Source organism: Pontibacter mucosus (assembly GCF_003054055.1).
Lineage (GTDB): Bacteria > Bacteroidota > Bacteroidia > Cytophagales > Hymenobacteraceae > Pontibacter > Pontibacter mucosus.
Window position 1 is genome coordinate 35,065 of record NZ_QBKI01000005.1, and the last position, 24,655, is coordinate 59,719.

The 24,655-nt window shown below is 53.5% G+C and carries 27 protein-coding genes; 8 read left to right on the forward strand and 19 right to left on the reverse strand.

Annotated features, from left to right (window positions below; translation table 11 throughout):
- Positions 1-22: 22 nt before the first annotated feature.
- Genes C8N40_RS10855 through mraZ form a run of 7 tightly spaced genes read right to left on the reverse strand, consistent with a single transcriptional unit; the run spans position 23 to position 7,105 of the window.
- Entirely contained in the window at positions 23-409 is a 387-nt protein-coding gene (locus C8N40_RS10855; RefSeq protein ID WP_245905079.1) for a four helix bundle protein, read from the reverse strand.
- A 28-nt stretch (positions 410-437) separates the two neighbouring features.
- Positions 438-1,658 carry a phospho-N-acetylmuramoyl-pentapeptide-transferase gene (gene mraY, locus C8N40_RS10860; protein ID WP_108211805.1) on the reverse strand — a complete coding sequence of 407 codons (1,221 nt, stop codon included), beginning with the start codon at positions 1,656-1,658 and terminating at the stop codon, positions 438-440.
- A 48-nt stretch (positions 1,659-1,706) separates the two neighbouring features.
- The gene (locus C8N40_RS10865; RefSeq protein ID WP_108211806.1) at positions 1,707-3,170 is read right to left on the reverse strand and encodes a UDP-N-acetylmuramoyl-L-alanyl-D-glutamate--2,6-diaminopimelate ligase; all 1,464 of its coding nucleotides are present in this window, start codon (positions 3,168-3,170) and stop codon (positions 1,707-1,709) included.
- Entirely contained in the window at positions 3,170-5,269 is a 2,100-nt protein-coding gene (locus C8N40_RS10870) for a penicillin-binding protein (RefSeq protein ID WP_108211807.1), read from the reverse strand. Before C8N40_RS10870 ends, C8N40_RS10865 begins: the two co-directional genes overlap by 1 nt.
- The gene (locus tag C8N40_RS10875; protein ID WP_108211808.1) at positions 5,259-5,690 is read right to left on the reverse strand and encodes an FtsL-like putative cell division protein; all 432 of its coding nucleotides are present in this window, start codon (positions 5,688-5,690) and stop codon (positions 5,259-5,261) included. The genes C8N40_RS10870 and C8N40_RS10875 overlap by 11 nt, the downstream gene beginning before the upstream one ends.
- Positions 5,691-5,717: 27 nt before the next feature.
- Positions 5,718-6,638 carry a 16S rRNA (cytosine(1402)-N(4))-methyltransferase RsmH gene (gene rsmH / locus C8N40_RS10880; RefSeq protein WP_108211809.1) on the reverse strand — a complete coding sequence of 307 codons (921 nt, stop codon included), beginning with the start codon at positions 6,636-6,638 and terminating at the stop codon, positions 5,718-5,720.
- On the reverse strand, positions 6,638-7,105 hold the full coding sequence (gene mraZ, locus C8N40_RS10885) for a division/cell wall cluster transcriptional repressor MraZ (RefSeq protein WP_108211810.1): 468 nt from the start codon (positions 7,103-7,105) through the stop codon (positions 6,638-6,640). The genes rsmH and mraZ overlap by 1 nt, the downstream gene beginning before the upstream one ends.
- Before the next feature lie 382 nt (positions 7,106-7,487).
- Here mraZ and C8N40_RS10890 point away from each other — a divergent pair, with 382 nt between their 5' ends.
- The 3 genes from C8N40_RS10890 (at position 7,488) to C8N40_RS10900 (ending at position 10,569) form a co-directional block, all read left to right on the forward strand.
- Positions 7,488-7,886: an HYC_CC_PP family protein gene (locus tag C8N40_RS10890; RefSeq protein ID WP_108211811.1), complete on the forward strand. Its 399-nt coding sequence runs from the start codon at positions 7,488-7,490 to the stop codon at positions 7,884-7,886.
- Positions 7,887-7,969: 83 nt separating this feature from the next.
- Positions 7,970-10,180, forward strand: coding sequence for a TonB-dependent receptor (locus tag C8N40_RS10895; protein ID WP_108211812.1), 2,211 nt, complete (start codon positions 7,970-7,972; stop codon positions 10,178-10,180).
- A gap of 35 nt (positions 10,181-10,215) precedes the next feature.
- Positions 10,216-10,569 carry a heavy-metal-associated domain-containing protein gene (locus tag C8N40_RS10900; RefSeq protein ID WP_108211813.1) on the forward strand — a complete coding sequence of 118 codons (354 nt, stop codon included), beginning with the start codon at positions 10,216-10,218 and terminating at the stop codon, positions 10,567-10,569.
- Positions 10,570-10,649: 80 nt separating this feature from the next.
- Here the strand turns inward: C8N40_RS10900 and C8N40_RS10905 are convergent, their stop codons facing one another.
- From C8N40_RS10905 to C8N40_RS10955, 11 genes are all read right to left on the reverse strand, one after another.
- Positions 10,650-11,246 (reverse strand): hypothetical protein, encoded by a 597-nt coding sequence (locus C8N40_RS10905; RefSeq protein ID WP_108211814.1) that lies wholly within the window; start codon positions 11,244-11,246, stop codon positions 10,650-10,652.
- A gap of 103 nt (positions 11,247-11,349) precedes the next feature.
- Complete coding sequence (locus tag C8N40_RS10910; protein WP_108211815.1) at positions 11,350-12,042, reverse strand: fatty acid desaturase; 693 nt, start codon at positions 12,040-12,042, stop codon at positions 11,350-11,352.
- Between the two features lie 161 nt (positions 12,043-12,203).
- On the reverse strand, positions 12,204-13,055 hold the full coding sequence (locus tag C8N40_RS10915) for a 4-hydroxy-3-methylbut-2-enyl diphosphate reductase (RefSeq protein ID WP_108211816.1): 852 nt from the start codon (positions 13,053-13,055) through the stop codon (positions 12,204-12,206).
- Positions 13,056-13,060: 5 nt separating this feature from the next.
- Positions 13,061-13,759: a lycopene cyclase domain-containing protein gene (locus C8N40_RS10920; RefSeq protein ID WP_108211817.1), complete on the reverse strand. Its 699-nt coding sequence runs from the start codon at positions 13,757-13,759 to the stop codon at positions 13,061-13,063.
- 135 nt (positions 13,760-13,894) lie between these two features.
- Positions 13,895-14,428 carry a hypothetical protein gene (locus tag C8N40_RS10925; RefSeq protein ID WP_108211818.1) on the reverse strand — a complete coding sequence of 178 codons (534 nt, stop codon included), beginning with the start codon at positions 14,426-14,428 and terminating at the stop codon, positions 13,895-13,897.
- The gene (locus tag C8N40_RS10930) at positions 14,429-15,265 is read right to left on the reverse strand and encodes a phytoene/squalene synthase family protein (RefSeq protein WP_108211819.1); all 837 of its coding nucleotides are present in this window, start codon (positions 15,263-15,265) and stop codon (positions 14,429-14,431) included.
- 17 nt (positions 15,266-15,282) lie between these two features.
- Positions 15,283-16,779, reverse strand: coding sequence for a phytoene desaturase family protein (locus C8N40_RS10935; RefSeq protein ID WP_108211820.1), 1,497 nt, complete (start codon positions 16,777-16,779; stop codon positions 15,283-15,285).
- 24 nt (positions 16,780-16,803) lie between these two features.
- On the reverse strand, positions 16,804-17,319 hold the full coding sequence (locus tag C8N40_RS10940; protein ID WP_108211821.1) for an RNA polymerase sigma factor: 516 nt from the start codon (positions 17,317-17,319) through the stop codon (positions 16,804-16,806).
- 249 nt (positions 17,320-17,568) lie between these two features.
- Positions 17,569-18,444 carry a MerR family transcriptional regulator gene (locus tag C8N40_RS10945; protein ID WP_108211822.1) on the reverse strand — a complete coding sequence of 292 codons (876 nt, stop codon included), beginning with the start codon at positions 18,442-18,444 and terminating at the stop codon, positions 17,569-17,571.
- Complete coding sequence (locus C8N40_RS10950) at positions 18,425-18,916, reverse strand: sterol desaturase family protein (protein ID WP_108211823.1); 492 nt, start codon at positions 18,914-18,916, stop codon at positions 18,425-18,427. The genes C8N40_RS10945 and C8N40_RS10950 overlap by 20 nt, the downstream gene beginning before the upstream one ends.
- 49 nt (positions 18,917-18,965) lie before the next feature.
- Positions 18,966-19,739 (reverse strand): enoyl-CoA hydratase/isomerase family protein, encoded by a 774-nt coding sequence (locus C8N40_RS10955; RefSeq protein WP_108212059.1) that lies wholly within the window; start codon positions 19,737-19,739, stop codon positions 18,966-18,968.
- A gap of 229 nt (positions 19,740-19,968) precedes the next feature.
- Between C8N40_RS10955 and C8N40_RS10960 the strand changes: the two genes are divergently transcribed.
- From C8N40_RS10960 to paaD, 5 genes are all read left to right on the forward strand, one after another.
- Positions 19,969-20,544: a TetR/AcrR family transcriptional regulator gene (locus tag C8N40_RS10960; protein ID WP_108212060.1), complete on the forward strand. Its 576-nt coding sequence runs from the start codon at positions 19,969-19,971 to the stop codon at positions 20,542-20,544.
- Positions 20,545-20,654: 110 nt separating this feature from the next.
- Complete coding sequence (gene paaA / locus C8N40_RS10965; protein WP_108211824.1) at positions 20,655-21,641, forward strand: 1,2-phenylacetyl-CoA epoxidase subunit PaaA; 987 nt, start codon at positions 20,655-20,657, stop codon at positions 21,639-21,641.
- Positions 21,642-21,732: 91 nt separating this feature from the next.
- The gene (locus tag C8N40_RS10970) at positions 21,733-22,365 is read left to right on the forward strand and encodes a phenylacetic acid degradation b (RefSeq protein WP_108211825.1); all 633 of its coding nucleotides are present in this window, start codon (positions 21,733-21,735) and stop codon (positions 22,363-22,365) included.
- Entirely contained in the window at positions 22,365-23,120 is a 756-nt protein-coding gene (gene paaC, locus C8N40_RS10975; RefSeq protein ID WP_108211826.1) for a 1,2-phenylacetyl-CoA epoxidase subunit PaaC, read from the forward strand. The genes C8N40_RS10970 and paaC overlap by 1 nt, the downstream gene beginning before the upstream one ends.
- A 104-nt stretch (positions 23,121-23,224) precedes the next feature.
- Positions 23,225-23,710, forward strand: coding sequence for a 1,2-phenylacetyl-CoA epoxidase subunit PaaD (paaD, locus tag C8N40_RS10980; protein WP_108211827.1), 486 nt, complete (start codon positions 23,225-23,227; stop codon positions 23,708-23,710).
- A gap of 73 nt (positions 23,711-23,783) precedes the next feature.
- On the opposite strand, the gene C8N40_RS10985 is transcribed toward paaD, so the two are convergent.
- Entirely contained in the window at positions 23,784-24,587 is an 804-nt protein-coding gene (locus tag C8N40_RS10985; protein WP_108211828.1) for an META domain-containing protein, read from the reverse strand.
- Between the last annotated feature and the right edge of the window lie 68 nt (positions 24,588-24,655).

Sequence of the window (24,655 nt, forward strand, 5' to 3'; positions counted from 1 at the left end):
AGTTGTCAGTTATTAGGGATAACTATAGCCCTCTATAATACTTAATGAAGCCGTTAAGCAACTTCTTGCATTCCATAATATCTCCTAACACGCTCTTCAGCTGCTCCGGCGAGATATACTCTAAGTCTGCTGCAACATAAAGCTGCGTTTCTGTCTCATAAAGTGAGCCTCTTGCAATATGAAAGAAGTTAATTGCCTCTTTGGCATACTGCCTGCCGCAGCCTTCTGCTATGTTAGAAGGAACGGAAATTACTGCATTTCTAACCTGGGCCGTCAACCCAAACATTTCTTCCCTCGGGAAAGCCTTGCTTAACAAATAAACATGTTTAACCAAGGCCCTACTTTTTATCCATACTTCCAGCGAAGTATAACTTCTCCCTACTTCAGCTCCTTCCAAATCTTCTAACAACTAATAACTATCATCCAACAACTACACCCTATCTCAGTTTCAACGTTGCCAGTGTCAGAATTGCGAGCATGATGCCCACAATCCAGAAGCGGCCCACGATCTTTGACTCATGGTAGCCCAGTTTCTGGTAATGGTGGTGCAGCGGCGACATCTTGAAGATGCGGCGGCCCTCGCCATACTTCTTTTTGGTATACTTAAAGTAACTCACCTGCAGCATCACCGACAGGTTCTCTACCAGGAAGATGCCGCAAAGTATAGGAATCAGCAGCTCCTTGCGCACAATCAGGGCCAGCACCGCGATGATGCCGCCAATGGCAAGGCTGCCTGTATCGCCCATGAACACCTGCGCCGGGTAGGTATTGTACCACAGAAAGCCTACGCAGGCCCCCACAAAGGCCAGACAGAAAATCGTTAGCTCACCGGAGTTCGGGATAAACATGATGTCCAGGTAATCGGCAAAGATGGTGTTACCTGATAGCCAGGCAAAAATGGCCAGCGTCAGACCGATGATGGCCGACGTACCCGCTGCCAAACCGTCGATACCGTCTGTGATATTAGCGCCGTTGGATACGGCGGTGATAACCAGGATCACGAAAGGGATATACAGGTAGCAGGACCACCCCTCGAACAGCGGACCTGCAAACGAAAACAGGTTGCAATAGTCCAGCTCGTTGTTTTTGCGGAACGGAATGGTGGTGATCATGCTGTGCACGTCGGTATACTGCCTGGAGGCATTTACCGCGGAGGTACTGCCGTCGGCCAGGATGTACTGGCGCACCACCACGTCCTCGTGAAAGTATAAGGTCAGGCCCACGATCAGCCCCAGGCCCACCTGGCCCAGAATCTTAAAGCGCCCGGCCAGGCCTTCCTTGTTCTTCTTAAAAACCTTGATATAATCGTCCAGGAAGCCGATCAGACCCAGCCAAACGGTGGATACGATCATCAACTGCACATACACGTTGTCGAGGCGGGCAAACAGCAGCACCGGCACCAGGATGGCCAGCAGAATGATGAGGCCGCCCATGGTGGGAGTGCCCTTTTTCTCCATCTGCCCCTCCAGGCCCAGGTCCCGGATAGACTCGCCTACCTGCTTGCGCTGCAGCACTTTTATCAGTCTGCCGCCAAAAATCATCGCAATCAGCAGCGAAACCAGTGTCGCCATACCCGCCCTGAACGAGATGTACTGGAACACGCCGGCACCAAACAGGTCGAACTCGCGGTCGAGGTATGTAAAAAGGTGGTAAAGCATTTACTCTGTAATCAGTATCCTTTGGCTAAAAATTGTTTTGCTAATCGTTTATTTTCCCAGTTGCTGCATCAGCTCGCGCAGCACCTGCTTGTCATCGAAATCATACTTCACCCCTTTTATCTCCTGGTATGTCTCGTGGCCTTTTCCGGCAATAAGGATGATGTCGTTCGGCTCGGCCAGCATACAGGCAGTTTTAATGGCCTCCTTACGGTCCAGCACCGAAAGCGTTTTCTTATAATCCAGCGGCTTCACGCCTTTCTGCATATCATCCAATATGGCCTGCGGCTCCTCGAAGCGCGGATTGTCAGAAGTAAGTATAACTTTATCGCTCAGGCGGCAGGCAATATCAGCCATCAACGGGCGCTTGGCCGCGTCGCGGTTTCCCCCGCAGCCCACCAGCGTTATCACTTTCTGGTTAGGGTTTCGGATCTGCTGGATAGTGTTCAGCACGTTCTCCAGCGCGTCCGGTGTATGGGCATAGTCCACAATGCCAGTTATTTGCGACTCCGACACGATGTAATCGAAGCGCCCGGCTGCAGAGTTCAGGCTGGAAAGCACAGTCAGGGCTTCTGTCGGGTCCTCACCCAGCAGCACGGCCACACCATAGGCAACCAGCAGGTTGTAGGCATTGAACGTTCCGATGAGCTTGGCCCATATCTCCTGCCCGTCCACCTCCAGGTGCAATCCCTGAATAGTATTATCGATGATGCGGCCCTTAAACTCCACCGCCCTGCGTAAAGCATAAAAATGCGTGCTGGCTTTGGTGTTTTGTACCATTACCGGCCCGCGTTTATCGTCTGCGTTAATCAGGGCAAAAGCATTTTTCGGCAGCATATCAAAGAAAGACTTCTTTGCCTTGATATATTCATCGAATGTGCCGTGGTAATCAAGGTGATCGTGGGTAATGTTGGTGAAAACACCCCCGGCAAACGTGATGCCCACTACCCGGTGCTGCACCATCGCGTGCGAGCTTACCTCCATGAAAACATGCGTGCAGCCGGCCTTGGCCATCTGCGCCAGCAACTCGTTCAGCTTCACGGCATCCGGCGTGGTGTGGGTGGAGGGGATTACCTCCTCGTCTATCTGGTTCTGCACTGTCGAGATCAGCCCAACATGGTAGCCCAGCTCGCGGAAAAGCTTGTGGAGCAGCGTTACCGAGGTGGTTTTTCCGTTTGTGCCGGTCACCCCGATCAGCTTCAGCTTCGCGGATGGGTTGCCGTAGAAGGCAGAGGCCAGGTAGCCCAGCGCTTCGGAAGAGTCCTTCACCTGAACATAGGTTATACTTGGGCTTAGCTCCTGCGGCAGCTCCTCACAGACAATCGCCACGGCGTTGGCCTCTTCTGCTTTGCTGATAAACGTATGGCCGTCAGCCTGCACCCCGCGCACCGCCACAAACAGCACCCCCTCCCGCACCTGGCGCGAGTCGAAGGTGATGCCCTGCACGGCCACATCCAGCGGACCGTGGGTGCTCAGCGCGGTTACATTCTGTAGTATGTTCTGCAGTAGCTGCATCAGCCAAGTATAATAGTTATCGTTTTCTCTTCGTTTATATCGGTTCCGGGAGCCAAGGACTGTTTCTTCACACGCTTGCCCATCCCCTGCACATCCACTTTCAGATGCTGGTTGCCAAGTATGTACAAGGCATCTCTCAGCGTCATTCCCACCACATCCGGCACCTTATTCTGCAGCACCGGGTTGGGTTTAAACTCCAGAGAGCGTCTCTGAGCTTCCACCTTCACCCAATCCTCCTCCGTTACGCCCGCCCGGGTGCTTACGCCCAGGTTGTTATAGATCAGCTTCAGATCGTCCAGACTTCCTGCCTGCACCACCGGCAAGCTCTCCTTGTCCGGAACTACGCGCTCGTGCATGGGCTTGTGCATGCCCAGGTCGAGGGCATAGGCCTTGTCGGCCAGTTCCTTAAACACCGGCGCCGCCACGTCGCTGCCGTACACGTTCACCCCTTTCGGGCTGTCGATGATCACGATGCAGCTATACTTCGGGTTATCGGCCGGGAAGTAGCCGGCAAAGGAAGTAGAGTACTCGCGCACATAGCGTCCGTTCTTCACTTTGCGGGCCGTACCGGTTTTACCTGCAATTTTATAGTCTGCGTTGCGGATGCTACGAGCCGTTCCATTCTCCACCACGCCTTCCAGCATCACCTTCAGCTTCTTCAGCGTTTCGTCTGAGCAGATCTTCTCGTTCAGCACGCGGGTCTGAAACGATTGCACCACCTCATCCACCTTGCGGATTTCCTTCACGATGATCGGCTGAATCAGGACGCCGTTATTGGCCACCGCGTTATAGAAGGCCAGCGTATGCAGGGGCGACAGCTTGAGCTCGTACCCGATGGACATGGAGGTAAGCGTGGTGCCGTACCAATCCTTGTCATGCGTACTCTTCATGTAAGGCACCGCCTCTCCATCCATCTGGAAGCCCAGAGTGCTGTTCAATCCAAACTTGTTCAGGTAATCGACATAAGCCTGCTGCTCATGTCCGAAATATTGCTCCATCAGCTTGGCGATGCCGATGTTGGATGACTTCTCAAAAACCTGCTGTACCGTTATCTTACCGTAGCCGTTAATCTTGGCGTCGGTCATAATGGTGTTTTTGATGCGGTAGCGGCCATCCCCGGCGTCCACCGTATCGGTTAGGCTGATGTCGGGGCGGTGCTCAAACAAGGCCATCATAGAGGCCAGCTTAAACGTAGAACCCGGCTCGGTTCGCCCCTGGTTGCCTACTGCGTAGTTATAGTCCTCTATATAACCGCCCTTGGTTTTGCCCAGGTTGGCAATGGCCTTTATCTCGCCTGTTTTCACCTCCATCAGAATCACGGTTCCATACTCCGCGTCCGTGCGCTCCAGCGCCTTGTACAGCGCGCTCTCGGCCACGTCCTGCAGATTCACGTTCAGCGTGGTTTTGATATCATACCCGTGCTGCGGCTTCACCTCCGTTCCATCGTAGATGGGCTTGCTGCCACCGGCTATGCGCTCGAAAAGCGCCTCTCCGTCTACCCCGGACAGGTTGGCGTTGAAGCTGTACTCCAGGCCGGCCCCGTTCTTATCCTCGTTTATGAAGCCAATGGTACGCTCGGCTAGTATACCAAATGGCTTGAAGCGTTTTTCTACTTTCTCAAAAATCACCCCGCCCTTGTTCTTGCCTTCCCGGAAGATGGGCCAGCGGGACATCACCTTCTTATCCTGGTAGCCAATCTGCCTGCTGTTCAGGCGAACGTACCTTTTGCCGGAGTGCCGCGCGTTCTTCATCTTGCGGCGGTAGTGTTCGGCCGACTTATCACCATAGAAGCGCGAAAGCAGCATGGCCAGCGAATCTACCCCTGCATTAAACACCTCCGGCTTTGCCACGGTGGGGTCGAAGGCCACCCGGTAAAACGGCAGCGACGTGGCCAGTATGCTCTCGTTATCGGAGAGGATATTGCCACGCGTTGCGTGCACCGGCTTGTAAAAAATGCGGCGCTCGTTAGAGATATTCTTCCACTTGTCGCCGTCCAGAAACTGGATATGCACGATCTTATACACGATCGCGCATGCAAACAGGCAGACAAAAAGGAAGACCAGCCTAACCCGAACCAGTATGGATTTCTTAATACTCATCTGGGCTCACGATAACCTGGTATGGCGGCCGGGAGCTTTCCTCCAGGCCGAGCGGGGCCACATTGCGGGCCACCTCCGATTGCTTACTCGCCTCCATGTACTCCGACTTCAGCGTGGAGTAGTCGGCGCGAAGGTCTTCCACCTCCACTTTCACCTTGTCGATCTGCCGTATGGTTTTGACGGCGAAATGGGTATTGCCTATGTATAAAAGCGTAATGCCCGTCAGAAACAGAACGCGCGGCATATACTTAAGCGGCACCCCCTCTTCAAACAAGGCATCAACATTGGCGTATTTATCCAGCAGTGCAAACAGGCTGAATCCCTTCTTCTTTGGCCTTACCGGCTCCTCTGCCTCTTGCTTCACTCGCGCCGCGTTCTTCTTCGGGGCGTCTGTATTTTTAATGAGTACATTAGAAGCCATACTTGTTTCCTCTAGCTAATAAGTTTGTTACTTTTCTTCGCGCTCCTCCTTCTTCTCTGCCACTCTTAGCTTGGCACTTCTGGAGCGGCTGTTCTGCAGCAGCTCCTCCTCTGTTGGCGTGATCGGCTTGCGATGCACCGACTCCAGCGGCTTTATCTCGTTCCCGAAAAGGTCTTTCTCCACCTCCCCGAAAAATTTACCCTTTGCAATAAAATTCTTCACCATCCGGTCTTCCAGCGAGTGATACGAAATCACCGACAGCCTTCCGCCCGGCTTCAGCGCCTCGGCCGCCTGCTCCAGCATTTCCTCCAGCGCCTTCATCTCGTCGTTCACCTCGATGCGGAGCGCCTGGAACACCTGCGCCAGGTACTTATTCTCCTTTCCCCTCGGGGTGCAGGAGCTGATGACCTGCTTAAACTGCGCGATGGTTTCCAATGGCTGGCGGTTGCGCTTCTCCACCACTGTTCTGGCCAGGGTTTTGGCGTTCTTCACCTCCCCGTAGATGCCGAAGATGCGGTGCAACTGCTCCTCTGAGTAAGTCTCCAGCACCTCCTGCGCCGTGATACCGGCATCCGGGTTCATGCGCATGTCCAACGGTCCGTCGAAGCGGGTGGAGAACCCACGCTCCGGCACATCAAACTGATGCGACGAAACCCCCAGGTCTGCCAGAATCCCATCTACTTTCTTTACACCATACAGGCGCAGGTACTTTTTCAAATCCCGGAAGTTGGCGCGCACAAACTGAAAGTTTGGTCCCTCCAACCTCTTCGACTGCTCCTGCGCGTCGCTGTCCTGATCAAAACTGTAGAGCTTACCAGTTGTCAGCTCTTTCAGGATGCGCGCCGAGTGGCCACCGCCACCAAACGTCACATCCACATATATTCCGTCTGGCTTTATGGCCAGCGCCTCAACCGACTCCTCCAGTAAAACTGGGCGATGATATTCCATTATATACTTGTCTCCTCTGCCGGTTTATCACCCAAAAACTTCTGGGCGAGCTGCGAGAAACTCTGCTGGTCCTTGATCAGGAACTCCTCATACTTATCAGGGTTCCAGATCTCCACGCGGTTGCCCAGCCCCACCACAATCGCCTCCTTCTCCAGGTCCGCGAAACGGGCCATGGTTTTGGGAACGATAAAGCGCCCGGCGCCATCCAGCTCTATCTCCGTGTTACCCCGAAAGAAGTTTCGCTGGAAGTGGCGGTACTCCTCGTTAAACTCATTCAGGCCGGCCACCTTATCGTAAATCACTTTCCACTCTGCCTTCGGATACAGCACCAGACACGGCTCAAACCCCCTCATCAGCACCACATGATTGCCAGACGCCTCCGGCAGGTTGGATTTTATCTTCGCAGGTAAAACCAACCTTCCCTTCGGATCGATCTTGCACTCGTATTCGCCGGAGAGGAAGTTCATAGACGATGTCGCTTTGGCCCGTATAGACTTTGGACTATACAAATGTAGCCATTCAACCAAAGATAGCAACCACTATCTCCCACTTTTTACCACTTTGTGGATAAATTATGGTAATCCACACCACTTATCCACATTATCCACACCACCGCCCTCTGATTTTGGGTATAACTAAATTTGCTGCGTATCCTTAAAATCTGTAAAATACGAGCCAACTAAAACACAAAGAACTGATTATCATATTAATACACCTTTAACATAGAACATACACTATTTTTTATACTTAGCCACACCCAAAGTGGGGCAAAATGGCAAAAGTGGGAGAAAGTGGAAGGGATATTACCAAGGTGGAGCAAAGTGGAGGAGATTTTCATACATTTGTAGCGTGAGAAACACCTTCCGACATACGGTTCTGCTGGCCCTGAGCCTGAGCGTGCTGCTGGGCTCCTTTGGGGTAGCCCTGAGCAGCCGCTTCTGCGAGGTAACCGGCCTTTCTCCGAATGCTGTAGCCGCGCAGCCAGACACATGCTGTGAGCACCCGGAAGACGGCGAAACGGATGACTGCTGCGAAAAACAGGTGTCTTACGAAAAGCTGGAGCCAGTTCAGGAACACAAGGCCTTCCACCTGCCCCAGCCGCTGCTCTCACAAAGCGCTGCTTTGCGCCCTGTTCTCCACTTTCTGGCAGGTGCAACCACTTCACAGCCCATTTATACTTACAGCGACAGCTCGCCCCCGCTGTACGGCAGGCAACTGCTGTATTTCCTGCATACCCTGATTGTTTAGCCTGCTTCAGAAAACTACCCTGCGCTTGGTCCCATGCCCTGCGCCTGTCCTGTTTATTCTGAAGGCTTAACGATTCATTTACCATGTCCTACTTAAGCGGCAACACCAGAGGCTTTATACTCCTTCTGCTTGCCATACTTTCCATACAACAAGCCACAGCCCAGCAACTACAGGGCAAGGTGGTAGATAAAACCAATCCTGCCCAGCCCCTGATAGGAGCCAATGTGGTGTGGCTCGGTACCGACAAGGGCACTGCCACCGACGGTTCCGGTAACTTCACGCTCCAACAGGCCGATGCCGCCACGCCGCAGGTAGTGGTGACCTATATTGGCTATACTTCTGACACGGTGGATGTGGCCGGCAAGAACCAGGTGATACTATCGCTGAGTCCCGCTTCCGGGCTGAAGGAGGTGGTGATTGAGGGACAGGTAGAGCGCCACTCGGCCCTTACTCCCACTCAAACGGAGATCATCACCCGGCGGGATTTGGAGAAATCAGCCTGCTGCAACCTGGCTGAAAGCTTCGAGACCAACGCCTCGGTGGAGGTAAGTATGACCGACGCCGTATCCGGCGCCAAACAGATACAGATGCTCGGTCTGGACGGTTCTTATACTTTGTTGACGACTGATAACGTGCCTGCGCTGCACGGATTGGCCACACCTTACCGGCTCAACTACCTCTCGGGTACCTTTATTGAGTCCATCGACATCATCAAGGGCATGGGCTCGGTACTGAATGGCTACGAGTCGATATCCGGGCAAGTGAACGTGACGCTGCGCGACCCGGCTAAGGCGGAGCGGCTATACTTTAACCTCTATGGCAACAGCCTGGCCCGTTACGACGCCAACCTGAACCTGGCCACCGGCCTGGGCAAAAAATGGAGCACCCTGCTCATGCTGCACACCAACCAGCTCCACAACCGCACCGACCGCAACGACGACGGCTTTATGGACCTCTCGCTGGGTTCGCAGTACAATGTGTACAACAAGTGGAAGTATGAACACGGCGCCTGGGTATCAGAGTTTGGGCTGAATGCGCTGCGCGAGACGAAAGTGGGTGGGCAGATGGCGTATGACGAGGACATCCCGCAGGCGGAGCAAGCTTACTACGGCACCGAATCGGAAGTGGACCGGCTATCAGGCTTTAACAAGACTTCCTATACTTTCCCCGGCAAGCCTTACCAGAGCCTGGGCCTCATTACCTCGGCTACGCACCATAGGTTCAACTCGCAGTATGGCCTGCGCACCTACGACGGCGAGCAGAACAGCGCCAACGCCCGGCTTATCTTCCAGTCCATCATCGGGGACACGCGCCATACGTATAAAACCGGCCTGAGCTATACTTTCGAGGACTACCATGAGGCTTTAACCGACTCTGCCTTTAGCCGCAACGAGCGGGTGCCGGGCGCGTTTGCCGAGTATATCTACAACAACGCCGAGAACCTGACCGTGGTAGCCGGGTCCCGTGTGGATTTCCACAACCTCTACGGCAACGTGTTTACGCCAAGGCTCAATGTGAAGTATGATTTCTCGCCCAATACGATTGTGCGCCTGGCAGCAGGCAAGGGCTTCCGGGTAGCAAACGCGATTGCCGAGAACACCTCCGCGCTCGTCAGCTCCAGAAGGCTGACCGTGCAGGAGGAGCTGCAGCCGGAGGAGGCCTGGAACGTGGGTGGGTCGTTTACCCATTACTTTGAACTAGCCGGCCGTCCGGGCGCTTTCGTGACGGACTTTTACCACACCAACTTCCTCAACCAAGTGGTAGCAGATATGTACAGCCAGCCGGGGCAGGTGCTTTTCTATAATCTGGATGGTCGCTCCTACTCCAACAGCTTCCAGGCCGAACTGCAGTACGAGGTCCTCAAAGGCCTGGACGCCAAGGCTGCCTATAAGTACTACGACGTGAAGACCAGCTATCAGGGAGAGTTGCTGCAGCGGCCCATGATACCGGAGCACCGCTTCTTTGTAAACCTGGGCTTTGCCACCCCGTTCGACAAGTGGCGTGCCGACCTGACCACCCAATACTTTGGTTTGATGCCGCTTGCGCCTGTAGCTGGAAATGCGGAGGAGCCGGCGCAGACTTCCAAGCGATTTGCCACCGTCAATACGCAGGTCACGCGTGCGTTTAAGCAGTGGGATGTTTACCTGGGAGCGGAAAACCTGTTAAATTACCGCCAAGCAGACCCTATCATGGGCGCTAACGATCCTTTTGGCAGCGACTTTGATGCAAGCATGGTCTGGGGACCGGTAACCGGGCGCATTGTGTATGCCGGCCTGCGATTCAGAATTAATTAATTATTTCTCCTGTTATACTTTAAAATCAAATACAGATGAAACAACTCCGCATCTTCTTCTCGATGGCGCTGGCCCTGGTAAGTATGGCCGCGAACGCACAAGGCCAGAAAGGCAACACCGAAACGGTACAGATTAAAACCTCTGCCGTGTGCAGCATGTGTAAAACCACGCTGGAGAAAGCCATGGCCTACGAAAAAGGGGTAAAGTCCTCAAACCTGGACGTGAAATCGAAGGTGCTGACCGTGGTGTTCGATACCCGCAAGACCAACACCGATAACGTGCTGAAGGCAGTAACGAAGGCAGGCTACGACGCCAATGAGCTTCCGGCCGATGCGCGCGCCTACAACCGCCTCGACGACTGCTGCAAGAAAGAAGCCGGCGACCACTAAGCTTTTCAAAGTATAAAGTATAAAAAAAGGAGCCTGACCGGGCTCCTTTTTTTATACTTTATACTTTGCAGTTATGCTCTTTAAAACCTGAAGCCCAGGTGCAACCCGATGGAAAGTATGGGCGTGCCATCATTGAAGTGGAAGTAAGAAATTTTGCCCCCGGCGATGCCATTACGGAGTATGTCAAAGTCATTTTCCAGAAAGCCGTGAAAGCCAACATCGGAGGTTTTGATATGGGTAACGGAGCCATCCTGCGTTCCCTGCCCCTCCGGGTCGGAGTTTATCTCGGCGCGGTGCCGGAAGGCCGGGCCTGCCCCGAATCGCACATCCACCTTCTCGCCGTGCATCACATCAAAAGCAGCCTCCAGTGAACCCATGTAGAAAGTATTCTGGATAGTATAGATTTGCTTGGCATCGTCGTAGCGCTTGGCAGACAACAGGCCCAGGTTGAGCCCCAGCGCCAGGCGCTTGCCCAGGTAATGGCTAAAGTTATTGCTGAACATCAGTCCCTGGCTGTCGTTTTCAGAAAGCCACACAAAACTAACGCCCGCCTTCACCGAAGCAGGCTCCTTTCCGGCACCTCCGTTTACAAAGGTCTGGGCTGCAGCATCAGGCCGACATAGCACAAACAGGCTCAGCAGGGCACCAAGAGCCAAAAAGCTTGATCTGGATTTCATGTACAGGAATGGCAAAGGTTAACGTCATCATAAACCTTTACCGATACGGCAGCCGCCCCGCTGCTGTTGCGAAACAGGGGGTAACAATTTATACTTTATCCACCTATATTTTGGTTTTATAGAGCTGCCACCACGGAATGTAAGGCTTGTCGTGGTGCTCGTAGTGGTAGCCGAAGAAGTAACAACTCAGGAAAGCCCACAGGTGGTTTTTAGCCTGGGTGGTGGATTTATGGGGATTTTCTTCCGGGTGCTCGCCCCGGTGCGGCTGGTAGGTGCCGAAGTAAAACAGCTGAAACGTAGCCAAAATGGCGGGCAGCATCCAGAACAGCACCACGTTCTCCAGCGGGAAGTATAACTGAAGCACATTAAACGTGAGGGCCATGAGCAGCAGCTGCCACCATGTAATGTACTGCCTCAGGAAACTCAGGTACCAGGGCCAGAAGGAGCCGTGGTGATAATCAGGGTCATGCTCAGTGGCCACGTGGCGGTGGTGCTGGTGGTGGCGCGGCAACAGGCGCGGATACCAGTTATAGGCAAACAGCAGGGCCGTAATGGTGCCAATGAGCCTGTTCAGTTTGGGCCTGCCGGGGGCGGCCACGCCGTGCATGGCATCGTGGGCCGTGATGAACAAGCCGGTGTAAAGGTGCGTCTGCAGCAAGATAAAAAGATAAGTCAACGGCGAGGTGAAGTTCACCGTGAAGGTCGTCAGCAAGTATACCAATAGCCCGGCCCAGCAGACAAGTATACCTGCCGCTATCCAAACTCCCCGGAAATCGCTTTTTCTTGCTATGGCCATCTTGCTTATCGTATCACGTAGCACGTATCACGAAGTACGATTGTGGTCTTTTCCGCTTTGACAAAAGACTGTTTGACAAAATATCAGATAGTCTTTAGTCCTTTGTCACAAAAACTTATGTCCTAAATCGTGATACGTGATACGAAATACGTGATTCGTAACTAAAGTTCATACTTCAGCAACTCGTCGCGCACCTGCTCCATCAGCCACATGGGCGTGGAAGTAGCCCCGCAGATGCCTATCGACTCGCCGGCCGCAAACCACTCCGGCTGCAGCTGCTCTACCTTGGAAACAAAGTATGTTTGCGGGTTGGTATCCTTGCACACCTGGTACAACACCCTGCCGTTGCTCGACTTGGTTCCGGACACGAAAACCACCTTATCGAATTTGGCGGCAAAAGTACGCAACTCCTTATCGCGGTTGGATACCTGGCGGCAAATGGTGTCGTTTGCGTCTACCTCATAGCCTTGGCCCTCCAGGCGCTGTTTTATACTATAGAAATTGTCGGTGCTCTTAGTCGTCTGGCTATAGAGCGTGATTTTAGGCGGCAGCTGGTGTTGCAGCAACTCCTCCATACTTTCAAACACCACGGCCTGGTTGTTTGTCTGGCCCAGCAAGCCCATCACCTCGGCATGCCCATGCTTTCCGTAAATGTAGATCTGCTCACTCTTATCGAAAGAGGACTTGATGCGGTTCTGCAGCTTAAGCACCACCGGGCAGCTGGCATCGATGAGGGTTAGGTTGTTTTGCAGGGCAATCTGGTAGGTTTCAGGCGGCTCGCCGTGCGCGCGGATAAGCACCGTCTCGTTCTTCAGCTCCCGCAGCTGATCATGACAGATAATACGCAGGCCGCGGCGCTGCAACCGCTCCACTTCCACATCGTTGTGCACGATATCCCCCAGGCAGTATAAATACTCCTGCTCCTCCAGCATGTCCTCTGCCATCTGGATGGCATACACTACCCCAAAGCAGAAGCCGGAGTTATTATCAATCGTTACGTGCAGGGTGCCCATACTCTCTATACCGTTACAGGCCGATATTGTTTGACACTTTTTCGGCTCCTAATCCCCTCATACACAGAGATTGTCAGCAAAAGCATCAGCATGGAATACAAGGTATCTTCCACCGGAATGGACACGATGCGCAGGCCCAGGATGTAGGCGTCGTTGTACCACACAACCGGCATATAAGTAAGCACGCCGTTAACCAGCAGAAAGGGCACCAGGTGCACCAGGTATGCCAGGTAAAAGCGCCCCAGGTAGCGCGTGCCGAAAAACCTGAGGTGCACCAAATGCATGATCGTGAGCAGCATAAAGGTGATGGAAGTATACACCTGTCCCATATGGAAGACAGCGATCAGCGGCAGGACCAGCATCAGGCCCACAGCGATGGTTTTAGCGTATGGCTGCAGCAGGTCTTTGGTGATGTAGGCGTTGAGTACATCGTAGATGAACACGCAGGCGTAGGGCACGGTCAGGAAAAAGAGCACCTCCTCCAGCGGCAGGTTAAAAAGGTAAATCCCGGTCAGGTACTCCTCGTTAAAGCCCCAGATACCCGCCTCGGTAAACAGGGCATCCCATACTATAAAAAATACGCCGTTAGCCAAAATCGCCGGGAAAAGCGCCCCCCAATCTTTATAAAAAGCCACTTTGCGGTCGAAGGACAGCAGAAAAGGGAATAGGATGGTGAAAATATTCAGATACAGGTAGAGGTACATACTTCCCAATGATTAATGAAGAACGGGTAATGGGTAAAAGCTAAAGGACACAAATTCTGCGGCATCTATACTTTAACCACTCCCTATACTTTGGTTTTGCAACAGGTACGCACCAACTGCCCCGTATACTTTCCCCTAAATCCTGATGCGGCGGATCTCCTCCTTCTCTGCCTCGGTGCAATGATCCTTGGAGAGCAGGAAGTCGCGCATGGTGCGGGCAAACTCCGTGGAAACTCCTGACTGCGGATGCGCCTTCAGGCTGTTAATCATCACCCGCTTGTCGCTCTCCAGGTTGGGGCTCAGGTTAAGGTAGCGGGGCACGTAATGCTCCACCGTGAAGCGTAGAAACCGAATCTCCGGATGCTTTTCATCCAGTTGCACCGCCTCCTCAAAAAGGGCGGCAGCGGTTTTAACCTGCTTCAGCTTGCTGTAGGGGTTCCAGACATACTTGGCCATCACCGCCTCTGAGGCAGCTTTGTAGGCCAGCATCAGGGGATCATTCCCTTTGTAGCCAGCCATCTTTTTGTTAAACTGTTCGGCAGCGGCCTTGTCCAGGCTCGCCTCCAGGTACTCGTTTCTCAGTTCACTCAGGTTGTAGCGGGCCTTGGCGTCAGCCAGGGCAAGCTGCGCCACAAGCAGTAAAAGTATAAGGGGTAATTTATATAGCATTTAAATCGCGTTAAATCGGTACTTGACGTAGGAGCTGAGCAACAGTGCCAGCTTCGTGTTGTCAGGTACTCTTACGCGCTCATTCAGGATATGGGTTGCCGGCAGGCCCTGGATCTTGCGGAAAAGCTTGAGGTAGTACACATACGCCAGGTACACGCCCATGCGCGCCGAGCGGGGTAAGGCCATAATGCCCACGTAGGCACTGTTAAAGTCCTGCATGATATCCTGCTCTATCTCAGCCTTGCACTGGTTACAGAACTGCATGTAGTCCACCTTCGGGAAGTATACCCGGCCGCGCTCATCATAATCGCTCTTCATGTCGCGCAGGAAGTTCACTTTCTGAAAAGCCGCCCCCAGGCTGCGCGCCGGCTTCTCCAGCCTGGAGAACATCTCCCGGTCCCCCTCGCAAAACACTTTCAGGCACATCAGCCCCACCACCTCTGCCGAGCCGTAGATGTACTCGTTGTAGAGCTCGCGGTCGTAGGCGTGCGGCTCCAGGTCCATTTCCATACTTTTGAGGAAGGCCTCGATGTACGCCTTGTCGATGCCATATCGGTTGACCACACACTGAAAGGCATGCAGCACCGGGTTCAGGCTTAGCTTCTGGTCGATGGCCTCGTAGGTCTGCTGCCTGAAATCGGCCAGCAGCTTGCGCTTGTCATGGTTATGAAACGTGTCCACGATCTCGTCGGCACAGCGCACAAAGCCATAAATGGCGTAGATGGGCAAGTGGAACTTCTTGTCCAGCGACTTGATGCCCAGGGAAAAGGAGGTACTGTAGGCTTGGGTAATAATCTTGCTGCATTGCATGCAGGTGTCTTCAAAGAGCTGCTCCATACGCTATGGGTTCTGGGTTATACATGTACGGTAACCGGCGGTGCGTATTCCTTCTCAATTTCCTTCGCCACAACCTGCCCCGATATAAGTGAGGGCGGCACGCCAGGCCCGGGCACGGTGAGTTGCCCGGTATAGTAGAGGTTCCGGACTTTTCGGCTCTTCAGGCTCGGCTTGAGGAGGGCGGTTTGCAGCAGCGTGTTGGCCAACCCGTAGGCGTTGCCTTTAAAAGCGTTGTAGTCCTGGATAAAATCGCGGTGCGCATAGCTGCGCTTGTAGGTAATGTGGCTTCGGATCTCCTGCTTCGTCAGGCGCTCCAGGCGGTCCATCACCAGGTGAAAGTATTTCTCGCGCAGCTCCTCGGTATCTTCCAGGCCCGGCGCGACAGGGATAAGTACAAACAGGTTCTCACAGCCCTCCGGCGCCACGCTAGCGTCGGTTACGGAAGGCGCGGAAACATAGAAAAGCGGTTTGCGGGGCCACTGCGGCGAAGTATAAATCTCCTCGGCGTGCGGGCCAAAGTCCTCGTCAAAAAAGAGGTTGTGGTGGCGCAGGTACTGCAGGCGTTTGTTCACGCCCAGGTAAAACAAGAGCGAAGAAGGCGCCATCACGCGGCTGTCCCAGTAAGTATCTGAATAGCTCTGGCTGGATTTCGGCAACAGCTCCGTCTCCACGTGGTGGTAGTCGGCGCTGGCCACTACCACGTCTGCCTCAAACACATCCGTGGCCGTTATTACCTGGTTTATACTTCCCCCCTTCACCTCCAGCCGCTGCACGTCCTGGTTGTAAATAAACTTTACGCCCTTCTCTTCTGCCAGGCACACCATTCCCTCCACAATCTTATACATGCCGCCCATCGGGTACCAGGTACCCAGGCTGATGTCGGCGTAGTTCATGAGGCTGTACAGGGCGGGGGTATTCTGCGGCAAAGCTCCCAAAAACAGGATGGGAAACTCCATGAGCTTGATAATTTTCCCGTGCCGGAAGAAGCGGCGGATGTGCTTGTGAAACGACTGGAACACATCCAGGCGCAGCACATCGAGCAGCAGGCGCGGGCTCATAAACTCGGTTACGGAGCGGCCCGGCTTGTATACAAGCTGGTTAATGCCCACTTCATACTTGTAGGCAGCCTGGGCCAGAAACAAATCCAGCTGCGCAGCGCTGCCGGGCTCCATACTTTCCAGGAGCGCCTGCAGCTCCGGCAGCCGGGCTGGTATGTCTACAAAATCGTCCTCGCCGAAGATAACCGTATAGGAAGGATCCAGGCGGCGCAGGTCGTAATAATCGGAAGTGCTTTTCCCGAATTTATTGAAATAGGCCTCGAACACGTCGGGCATCCAGTACCAGCTGGGGCCCATGTCAAACGTGAATCCATCGGCGGTAAAGCTTCGGGCGCGGCCACCGGGGCCGCTGTTCTTCTCCAGCACGGTTACCTCATAGCCTTTTGCCGCCAGGCTGGTAGCAGCCGACAAACCCGAAAAGCCCGAGCCGATAACGATCACGCGTGTTCCACCCATATAGTAGGTTTAGGTTATACTTGCTTACGCCTCCAGCTCATACACCTTCAGCATTTTTTTTAATTCCTTGCGGGCAATGTGGATGCGGTTCTTTACCGTACCGATCGGAATCTGCAGTTTCTCTGCAATCTCCAGGTACTTATAACCGACATAGTACATCATGAAAGGCGTGCGATGCTCCTCATTCAGTGCAGCAATGGCCGTGTTGATATCATTCATGACGAAAGTTGCCGTCCCTTTGTTCTGGGTCACGTAGTTCTCGTCGGTATTCAGGTACTGCAGGTATTCGGTGCTATCTACGTTGCTGCTGCGCTTGGTTACCTTATTATAGTTGTTAATGAAGGTGTTGCGCATGATAGTATAGAGCCAGGCCTTCAGGTTGGTTCCGGCTTTAAACTTATCGCGGTTGGTAAGGGCTTTCAGCATGGTCTCCTGCACCAGGTCCTTGGCATCGTCCAGGTTGCGGGTAAGGTTCATGGCAGCAGGCCGGAGCGACTGCGCCACATTCTGTACAAGGGTATTAAATTCCAGAGCTGTCATTCTGTTTAAAGTTTTATGGTTAAACCATAAACAAATATACGATTATCTTCGAAATAAAAATAGGTTTGTGTAATCTATTTTTGCGTTTACTTAAACAATTTCGACAAATAACGCATTCTTAACCCGTGTACGTACATATTTTCAGGGTAAACGACAGGATAACCCGACGAAAGGGGCCAAATAAAATCGGGCCACCGCTCCCTTTAAACGCAAGGAGCGGTGGCCCGACCAGGAAATGGTGCAAAAATTTTACTTTAATTTGGCTATTAAGTCTTTCATGCAGGTTAGGCGCACCACATTTTCAGGGAACACCAGGAAGTCGTGCTGCGCCTGGTAGCCATACAGGTAAATGGTGCTATCGGGGAAACGCGCCGACAATTTATCGATGTAGGCCTGCACCTGCTCCCGCTCCGGAACGGTGGTGAGGACCGTGCAGAGGAACTCTGCCTGGAACTGCTCGTGGGTGAGCTCCAGATCTTTGAACGGCAGGTGTTGCCCCATGTAAATAACCCGCTGCTGATGGGCCCGCAAGACATAGTTCATGTACAGCAGCGCCAGTTCGTGCAGCTCTCCCTCGGGCAAGTATAAAATATAAACGGGCGCGTCCTCCGCCCAGCGGGCTGTCTGTCCGTCAATGGCCACCAGCAGCTTCTGCCGGATAAGGTTACTGACGAAATGCTCGTGCGCCGGCGTAATATTACCCGTTTGCCAAAGCACGCCAATCTTGTTCAGGAAAGGGTAAATCACCTCCTGCATCGTCTCCTGAAAGCCTATCTGCAGGGCTGCCTTGGAGAGCACCCGGTCGAAGAGCGGCTCGTCCATGTCCACCATCGCCGACACCAGCTCCTTGACGTGGTGCGCCCCCGCGCAGGGCTGCTCGCACAGCTGCTGCACCGTCTCCTGTATCTGCTGCTCATCCATCTGCGCTATCTTGGAGATCTTGTAGCCCCGTTCGTTCAGCAGCGAGATGTTGAGCAGCGACTTCAGGTCAGCGTCATCGTAATAGCGGATGTTTGTTTCGGTGCGCATGGGATTGAGAATACCATAGCGCTGCTCCCATATCCGGATGGTATGGGCCTTGATGCCCGAAAGATGTTCAAGTTCTTTAATAGTGTACTGAGCCACGATTCTCCTGTTCCTGTTTCTTAACTAATTCCTGGGCTAACCGGAAATAGCGTGGGGCCACCCACAGCATTCCGAACGACTCTGAGCCATGCTTGCCCTGTACTTTGTGGTGCACCTTATGCGCCATGTTTAAAGCTTTCAGGTAAACGTTAGACGTTTTCCCGAACAACTTTAACCGCCTATGAATGAACACATCATGTATCAGAAAGTAGGCTAGCCCGTAAAGGGTGATGCCTGCGCCGATCCAGAACCTGTAATCTAACGGGTCGGTGCCGAAGATGAAAAACAGCATCGCCAGCGCCCCATAATAGGCAAAAAACAGGTCGTTCCATTCAAAAGCGTGTTGATGGCGTGTATGGTGCGACTTGTGCAGAAACCACAGGAAGCCGTGCAATATATACTTGTGCATGAGCCACGCCACGCCCTCCATCGCCACAAAAGTCAGAAGCATAACTCCGATGCCTGTCAGCATACACAAAACAGCAAGTTTAAGGAATAGTTTAAAAAACTTAAACAGAAGGCTACCACTTTATTTCTTCTTTGTTCAGAAAAGCGGCAATTCCGCGCTGGCAATCCTCGCTGCCGCGCGCCACGGCGTTCATTTCGGCGGCATACTGGAGGCCCTCCTCCAGCGACATACTCTGTACGCGGGCAATCATTTCCTTGGTTACCTCCATACTTTGTCTGGAGTTCTCGGCGCAAAGCTTTTGAGCAAAGGCGAACACCCGCTCCTCCAGCTCCCGGGCGGGCACCACATAGTTCACCAACCCATACCTCTCTGCCTCCTCAGCAGCTATCAGATCGCCGGTCAGCAGCAGCTGCTTGGCCCTCGACTCCCCAATTTTGCGCAGCAGGAACACCTTCACAATCGCCGGGATAAAGCCGATTTTCACCTCCGTGTAGCCGAACCGGGCCTCGGGCACCGTGAAACCAAAATCGCAGATGGCTGCCAGCCCGCAGCCGCCCGCAATGGCGTGGCCGTGTATTTGGGCGATAGCCACTTTCTTCAACGTATAAATCAAACGGAAAAGCTCCATCAGGTGGGTCGAGTCCAGCAGGTTCTCGTGGTAATCGTTTTCCTGCAGGCGCTGTATGTACTCCAGGTCGGCACCGGCGCAGAACACTTTGCCCTCCGCCCGCAACACAATCACTTTGCAGGCCTCGTCCTCCTCGGCGATGCTAAAAGCGCGCTTCAGCTCAGATACTACCTCATAGTTCAGGGCATTACGTTTCTCTGCCCGGGCCAGGGTGATGTACCCTACCCGCTCTTTTACCTCATAGTGCACGAACTCCATTGTCAGCCGCTCGGCCGTATTTGTCAGGTCAGTCATGATGTTTGTCGTTTAGTAAATAAGGGCTTGGTAAATATACGCAACCGCCGACGCAACGCTGCATTAATTGGAAGACATATAATTTCTCCCCGAACCCCTTGGGTTGTGATTACATTAACCTTCTAAAAGTATAAACGTTTATAAAATAAATTTGCTAACGAACGTTAGGTTGTGTATGTTTGTTACTTATAGTATGGAAGCAGTATTGACCAGAAAGGAGCAAATCGAAAAGACCGCCACGGCTCTCTTTAAAAGGAAGGGGTACACGGCCACCTCGATGCGCGACCTGGCCAATGCGCTGGGCATCGAAGCCGCCAGCATTTACTCGCACATCCGGTCGAAAGAGGAGATACTGCAGCGGGTGTGCTTTAAGATGGCCGATGAGTTTTTTGATGCCCTGGATGCTGCCGAAAGTATGGCAGGCCCCGCCACCGTGCGCCTGCAGCGCGCCATTGCCGCCCACGTGCAGGTGCTGACGCAGAACACAGAAGCCTCGGCCGTTTTCCTGCACGAGTGGCGCCACCTGAGCGAGCCGCTGCACAGCAACTTTCTGGCCCTGCGCGATAAGTATGAGGCCCGCTTCCGGGAAATCATTCGCGAGGGCATTCAGCGCGGGGAGTTTTCCGTGCCTGACGAGAAATTTGCCGTGCTCACCATACTTTCCGCCCTTAACTGGATTCACACCTGGTACAAGCCAGAGGGCAAGATGACGCCAACGGAGATTGCCGAAAACCTGTCGGAGATGCTACTAAACGGCCTGCGAAACTAACGCAAGGCCATACATCATACCTACTCTCACCTTGATACACCTTAAACAAACAATCGCCGGGCTGGTAACGCGGCCCGGCACTTTTACCGAACCTTAAAACTGTAAATACTATGTACGGAGGAGGAAACGTTTTTGAGGCCACCAAATTCGACACCCTGCAGAACGAAGACCCTGCAAAGCTGGCCGAGTTTGAGGCGCGCATCGCTCGCGGCGAAAAAATAGAGCCTACCGACTGGATGCCGGAACTCTACCGCAAGCAGCTTATCCGCATGATCGAGCAGCATGCGCACTCCGAAATTATCGGCGCCTTGCCCGAAGGCACTTGGATTACACGCGCCCCCGGCTTCCGCCGCAAAATGGCTCAGATGGCCAAGGTGCAGGACGAGGTAGGCCATGCGCAGCTTTTATACTCTGCCGCCGAAACGCTGGGCAAATCGCGCGAGCAGATGCTGACCGACCTGATCAACGGCAAGTCCAAGTACTCGAACGTGTTTAACTACCCGGCCTTTACCTGGGCCGACTCCAATATTATTTCCTGGCTGATTGATGCGGGGGCGATCGTAAACCAGCTGGCCAACGCCAAGGGCAGCTACGGTCCGTACTGCCGTGCCCTGGACCGCATTTGCGCCGAGGAGGCCTTCCACCTGAAGTATGGCCACGACGCCGTGGTGCACATGGCCACCGGCTCTCCTAAACAGCGCGAGATGATACAGGCTGCCCTCAACCGTTGGTGGACGCCAATTATGCATTTTTTCGGGCCGCCGGACAAGATGAGCACGCACACCGAGATTCTGATGCGCTGGAAAGTGAAAATGGCCTCCAACGACGACATGCGCCAGCAGTTCCTGGACATGTACGTGCCTAAGATTTGGGAACTGGGCCTGACAGTTCCGGACCCCAACCTGAAGAAGAACCCCGAAACCGGTAAGTGGGATTACACTGAGCCAGACTGGGAGGAGTTCAAGCGTGTGATAAACGGTGACGGCCCGTGCAATGCCGAGCGCCTGGCCGTGCGACGCACCGCCGAAGAACGCGGCGCCTGGGTACGCCGTGCCCTGCTCCACCCGAAAGCAAAGTATGTGAAGCCGTTAGCCTAAAGGCGTAATGGCTTCAGTTAAAAGTTGAGAGTTAAGAGTTAAAAGTAAATCAACTCATAACTCTTAACTCTTCACTCTTAACTATTCACTCATGTTGAAGTCCCTTGACCCGAGAGTAACCCGACTGAATCTGCCCGAAGGCGCGCTGCCCCCAGCGGAGCCGAAGCCTGTGCTGGATCAGTTTGAAACCTACGAGACTTTCCACCAGAAAAAAGAAGGCGCTGCCTATACGTATGTAGGCCCGGTGCATGCGCCCAACGAGGAGGTGGCATTCCTTTTCTCAAAGGAGCAATACAGCCGCCGCGCTGCCTGCAGTGGCATGTGGGTGGCCCGCACCTCGCATATCATGGTGACGCCCTACGTAGGCGATGATGAGAACGTGTACGACGTGATTCGCCTGGAGGAGCCTACCGAGCGCAGCGAACAACCGGAGCCTTACGAGATCTTTCACCTGAAGAAGCGTGGCAAAGCCCACACCCATGCCGGTCGTGTTGTGGCGACCTCCTACCAGGAGGCCCTGCAAGAGGCAAAGCGGCAGTTCGGAGACAAAGGCCCGATTGTGAATGTGTGGGTGGTCAAGTCGAAGCATGTACTGCAGTCGGCGGAGGAGGACAAGGACATGTGGCTGACCGTGCCCGAGAAAAAGTACCGCGAAGCCACGGCCTATAAGGTGATGGACAAGATTACAAAGTATAAGGAGGAACAAAAAAGTACTGCCCCATAATGAACGAGCAAGCAATAAAAGACCTGTTATACAAACTAGCCGACGACCAGCTTATACTTGGCCACCGCAACTCCGAGTGGACCGGCTTCGGCCCGATACTGGAGGAGGACATTGCCTTTTCGTCGATGGCGCAGGATAAAATTGGCCACAGCCTTGCCTTTTATACGTTGCTGCAGGAGTTTGGCGAGGCCGACCCGGACACGGTGGCGTTTACCCGCAACGCCAACCAGTTCCACAGCAGCCAGCTGGTAGAGCTGCCAAATGGCGAGTATGATTTCAGTTTGATCCGCCACTTCCTCTACGACAATGCCGAGTTCATCCGCTTCGAGATGCTGGCCCAGTCAAGTTACGAGCCAATTGCCAAGGTAGCCACCAAGCTCAAAGGGGAGGTAAAATACCACGTGCTGCACGCCAATACCTGGATCAAGAACCTCGGCTCCTCCACGGAAGAAGCCATCCTTCGCTTGCAATCCTCGCTTAACGAGGCGCTGCCTTATGCGCTGGGGATGTTCGAAAAATCGAAGTATGAGCAGGAACTGATTGATACGGGTGTGTATGCCGGAGAAGAAGCGGTGAAAGCGGAATGGCTCAAGCGCATACAGGCTGTCATCGAGAAAACGGAGCTGAAGCTGCCTGACCTGGAAAGCACAGCACCCAAGTATGGCGGACGCTACGGCGACCACACTGAGCACCTGCAGCCGCTACTGGACGAGATGGCCGAGGTATTTAAGATCGACCCGACAGCTGAATGGTAATTTTTTTGACGAAGGACTATGTGACAAAGGACAAATGACTCTGTTTATCAGTAAAGCATCTCTTTTGTCCTTTATCACACAGTCTTTTGTCTGGAATCAAAAGTATGAACCTGACCAAAGAACACATATTAACCCTGCTGGAGGAGGTGAAAGACCCGGAGATACCGGTGCTGTCGCTGGTGGATTTGGGGGTGATCACAGGCGTGGACATTTCGGAAGAGGGGCACGTAACCGTGAACATGACGCCCACCTTCGCCGGCTGCCCGGCCATGGACTACATGAAAAAGGACGTGGAGCGCACGCTGGAGAAGCATGGCATCGGCAAGTATACGGTTAACATGAGTTTCGACAAGCCCTGGGACAGCAACAAGCTTAGCGAGCGAGGCCGGCAACACCTTAAAGAATTTGGCCTTGCCCCACCGCCCAAGTATGACCTGATTCTGGACCTGGATATTCTGGAGCACGTCAGGTGCCCTTACTGCGACAGCGAGGACACAAGCTTGAGAACCCCATTCGGCCCTACGCTTTGCCGCTCCATGCACTACTGCAACAACTGCCGCCAGATGTTTGAGCAATTTAAGCCGCTATAATCAGCCTATAAAGTATAAACCAGCAGCGCCGGCTAAAGTATAGCCGGCGCTGCTGGTTTACAGAAAGTATAAATTACTTCTGGGGCTGCAGGACCATGACCTCAGTTCCGTTATGCAGCAGCCGCAGCTTATCGTTCTCAATTTTATACTCAAACTCGCGCTTGCTCAGCTCCTGCAGCACCTGGCTCTCTATGTCCATGTCCGGACAGGCCATGCGGGTGGCAGCTATCGCGCCGAAGTATAATTTTTTGCCTCTGGCTTCCATGCCTCCGGAAATTCGGTTGCAGCCTGCGTTGCCAGACACGCTGCTTTCAGACAGAGAAAAGCTTAGGAATGGTACACGCTCAACGGCCACCTCTTTCCCACGGAGCTGCTGCAGCACCCAGGTTCCCTCCAGCCTGGCGTCGCTGAGGTAGTTGCCGCAGCCGCTATACTCCTGCCCTTTGTAGCGCACCGTTACCGTATAGGGGGATTTTTTACCGGACATCGTATCCTCGCAGGGCTGGCGCAGCAGCCGTACTTCCAAAGGCCCGGAACTTGTCTGTGCTTTGTAGATAGTTCCTTCCTCCCCGGGAATCCTTTCAGCAGCCGGCATTGGTACTTTTATACTTTCTTCTCCCTCACTCAGCGTTTTAAACACGAGCTGCCCTTCCTCATCCAGCTCCAGCGACCAGAACGGCTCGTTTCCTGTGGCAACAAAATCAATGCCCCGCTCAAATTTCTCTTGCCAGAGCTTCGGGTTGTCCTCCACCTGCTCTGCTGTGGGCGTTTGTTGGGAAACGCTTTCCTGAGCAGTAACCGCTTTTTTGGAGGCGCAGGAACTGACCATCATAAGTATAAACAGTGACAGGGGCAGGTAAAAATTGGTTTTTAACATAGTTTTAGTAGAATAATTGGGTAAAATAATAAACGCTTTCCGCTCTGCTGCGGACGCTCAACCCCAAA

Bases quoted from the DNA above. Each gene is read 5' to 3' on its own strand.
- C8N40_RS10920 (WP_108211817.1), bottom strand. From the start codon at position 13,759: ATGTACCTCTACCTGTATCTGAATATTTTCACCATCCTATTCCCTTTT.
- paaD (WP_108211827.1), top strand. From the start codon at position 23,225: ATGAACCTGACCAAAGAACACATATTAACCCTGCTGGAGGAGGTGAAA.
- C8N40_RS10900 (WP_108211813.1), top strand. From the start codon at position 10,216: ATGAAACAACTCCGCATCTTCTTCTCGATGGCGCTGGCCCTGGTAAGT.
- C8N40_RS10875 (WP_108211808.1), bottom strand. From the start codon at position 5,690: ATGGCTTCTAATGTACTCATTAAAAATACAGACGCCCCGAAGAAGAAC.
- paaC (WP_108211826.1), top strand. From the start codon at position 22,365: ATGAACGAGCAAGCAATAAAAGACCTGTTATACAAACTAGCCGACGAC.
- C8N40_RS10895 (WP_108211812.1), top strand. From the start codon at position 7,970: ATGTCCTACTTAAGCGGCAACACCAGAGGCTTTATACTCCTTCTGCTT.
- C8N40_RS10935 (WP_108211820.1), bottom strand. From the start codon at position 16,779: ATGGGTGGAACACGCGTGATCGTTATCGGCTCGGGCTTTTCGGGTTTG.
- C8N40_RS10910 (WP_108211815.1), bottom strand. From the start codon at position 12,042: ATGGCCATAGCAAGAAAAAGCGATTTCCGGGGAGTTTGGATAGCGGCA.
- C8N40_RS10925 (WP_108211818.1), bottom strand. From the start codon at position 14,428: ATGCTATATAAATTACCCCTTATACTTTTACTGCTTGTGGCGCAGCTT.
- C8N40_RS10865 (WP_108211806.1), bottom strand. From the start codon at position 3,170: ATGCAGCTACTGCAGAACATACTACAGAATGTAACCGCGCTGAGCACC.
- mraZ (WP_108211810.1), bottom strand. From the start codon at position 7,105: ATGAACTTCCTCTCCGGCGAATACGAGTGCAAGATCGATCCGAAGGGA.
- paaA (WP_108211824.1), top strand. From the start codon at position 20,655: ATGTACGGAGGAGGAAACGTTTTTGAGGCCACCAAATTCGACACCCTG.
- C8N40_RS10870 (WP_108211807.1), bottom strand. From the start codon at position 5,269: ATGAGTATTAAGAAATCCATACTGGTTCGGGTTAGGCTGGTCTTCCTT.
- C8N40_RS10955 (WP_108212059.1), bottom strand. From the start codon at position 19,739: ATGGAGTTCGTGCACTATGAGGTAAAAGAGCGGGTAGGGTACATCACC.
- mraY (WP_108211805.1), bottom strand. From the start codon at position 1,658: ATGCTTTACCACCTTTTTACATACCTCGACCGCGAGTTCGACCTGTTT.
- rsmH (WP_108211809.1), bottom strand. From the start codon at position 6,638: ATGGAATATCATCGCCCAGTTTTACTGGAGGAGTCGGTTGAGGCGCTG.
- C8N40_RS10985 (WP_108211828.1), bottom strand. From the start codon at position 24,587: ATGTTAAAAACCAATTTTTACCTGCCCCTGTCACTGTTTATACTTATG.
- C8N40_RS10960 (WP_108212060.1), top strand. From the start codon at position 19,969: ATGGAAGCAGTATTGACCAGAAAGGAGCAAATCGAAAAGACCGCCACG.
- C8N40_RS10940 (WP_108211821.1), bottom strand. From the start codon at position 17,319: ATGACAGCTCTGGAATTTAATACCCTTGTACAGAATGTGGCGCAGTCG.
- C8N40_RS10930 (WP_108211819.1), bottom strand. From the start codon at position 15,265: ATGGAGCAGCTCTTTGAAGACACCTGCATGCAATGCAGCAAGATTATT.
- C8N40_RS10915 (WP_108211816.1), bottom strand. From the start codon at position 13,055: ATGGGCACCCTGCACGTAACGATTGATAATAACTCCGGCTTCTGCTTT.
- C8N40_RS10905 (WP_108211814.1), bottom strand. From the start codon at position 11,246: ATGAAATCCAGATCAAGCTTTTTGGCTCTTGGTGCCCTGCTGAGCCTG.
- C8N40_RS10970 (WP_108211825.1), top strand. From the start codon at position 21,733: ATGTTGAAGTCCCTTGACCCGAGAGTAACCCGACTGAATCTGCCCGAA.
- C8N40_RS10950 (WP_108211823.1), bottom strand. From the start codon at position 18,916: ATGCTGACAGGCATCGGAGTTATGCTTCTGACTTTTGTGGCGATGGAG.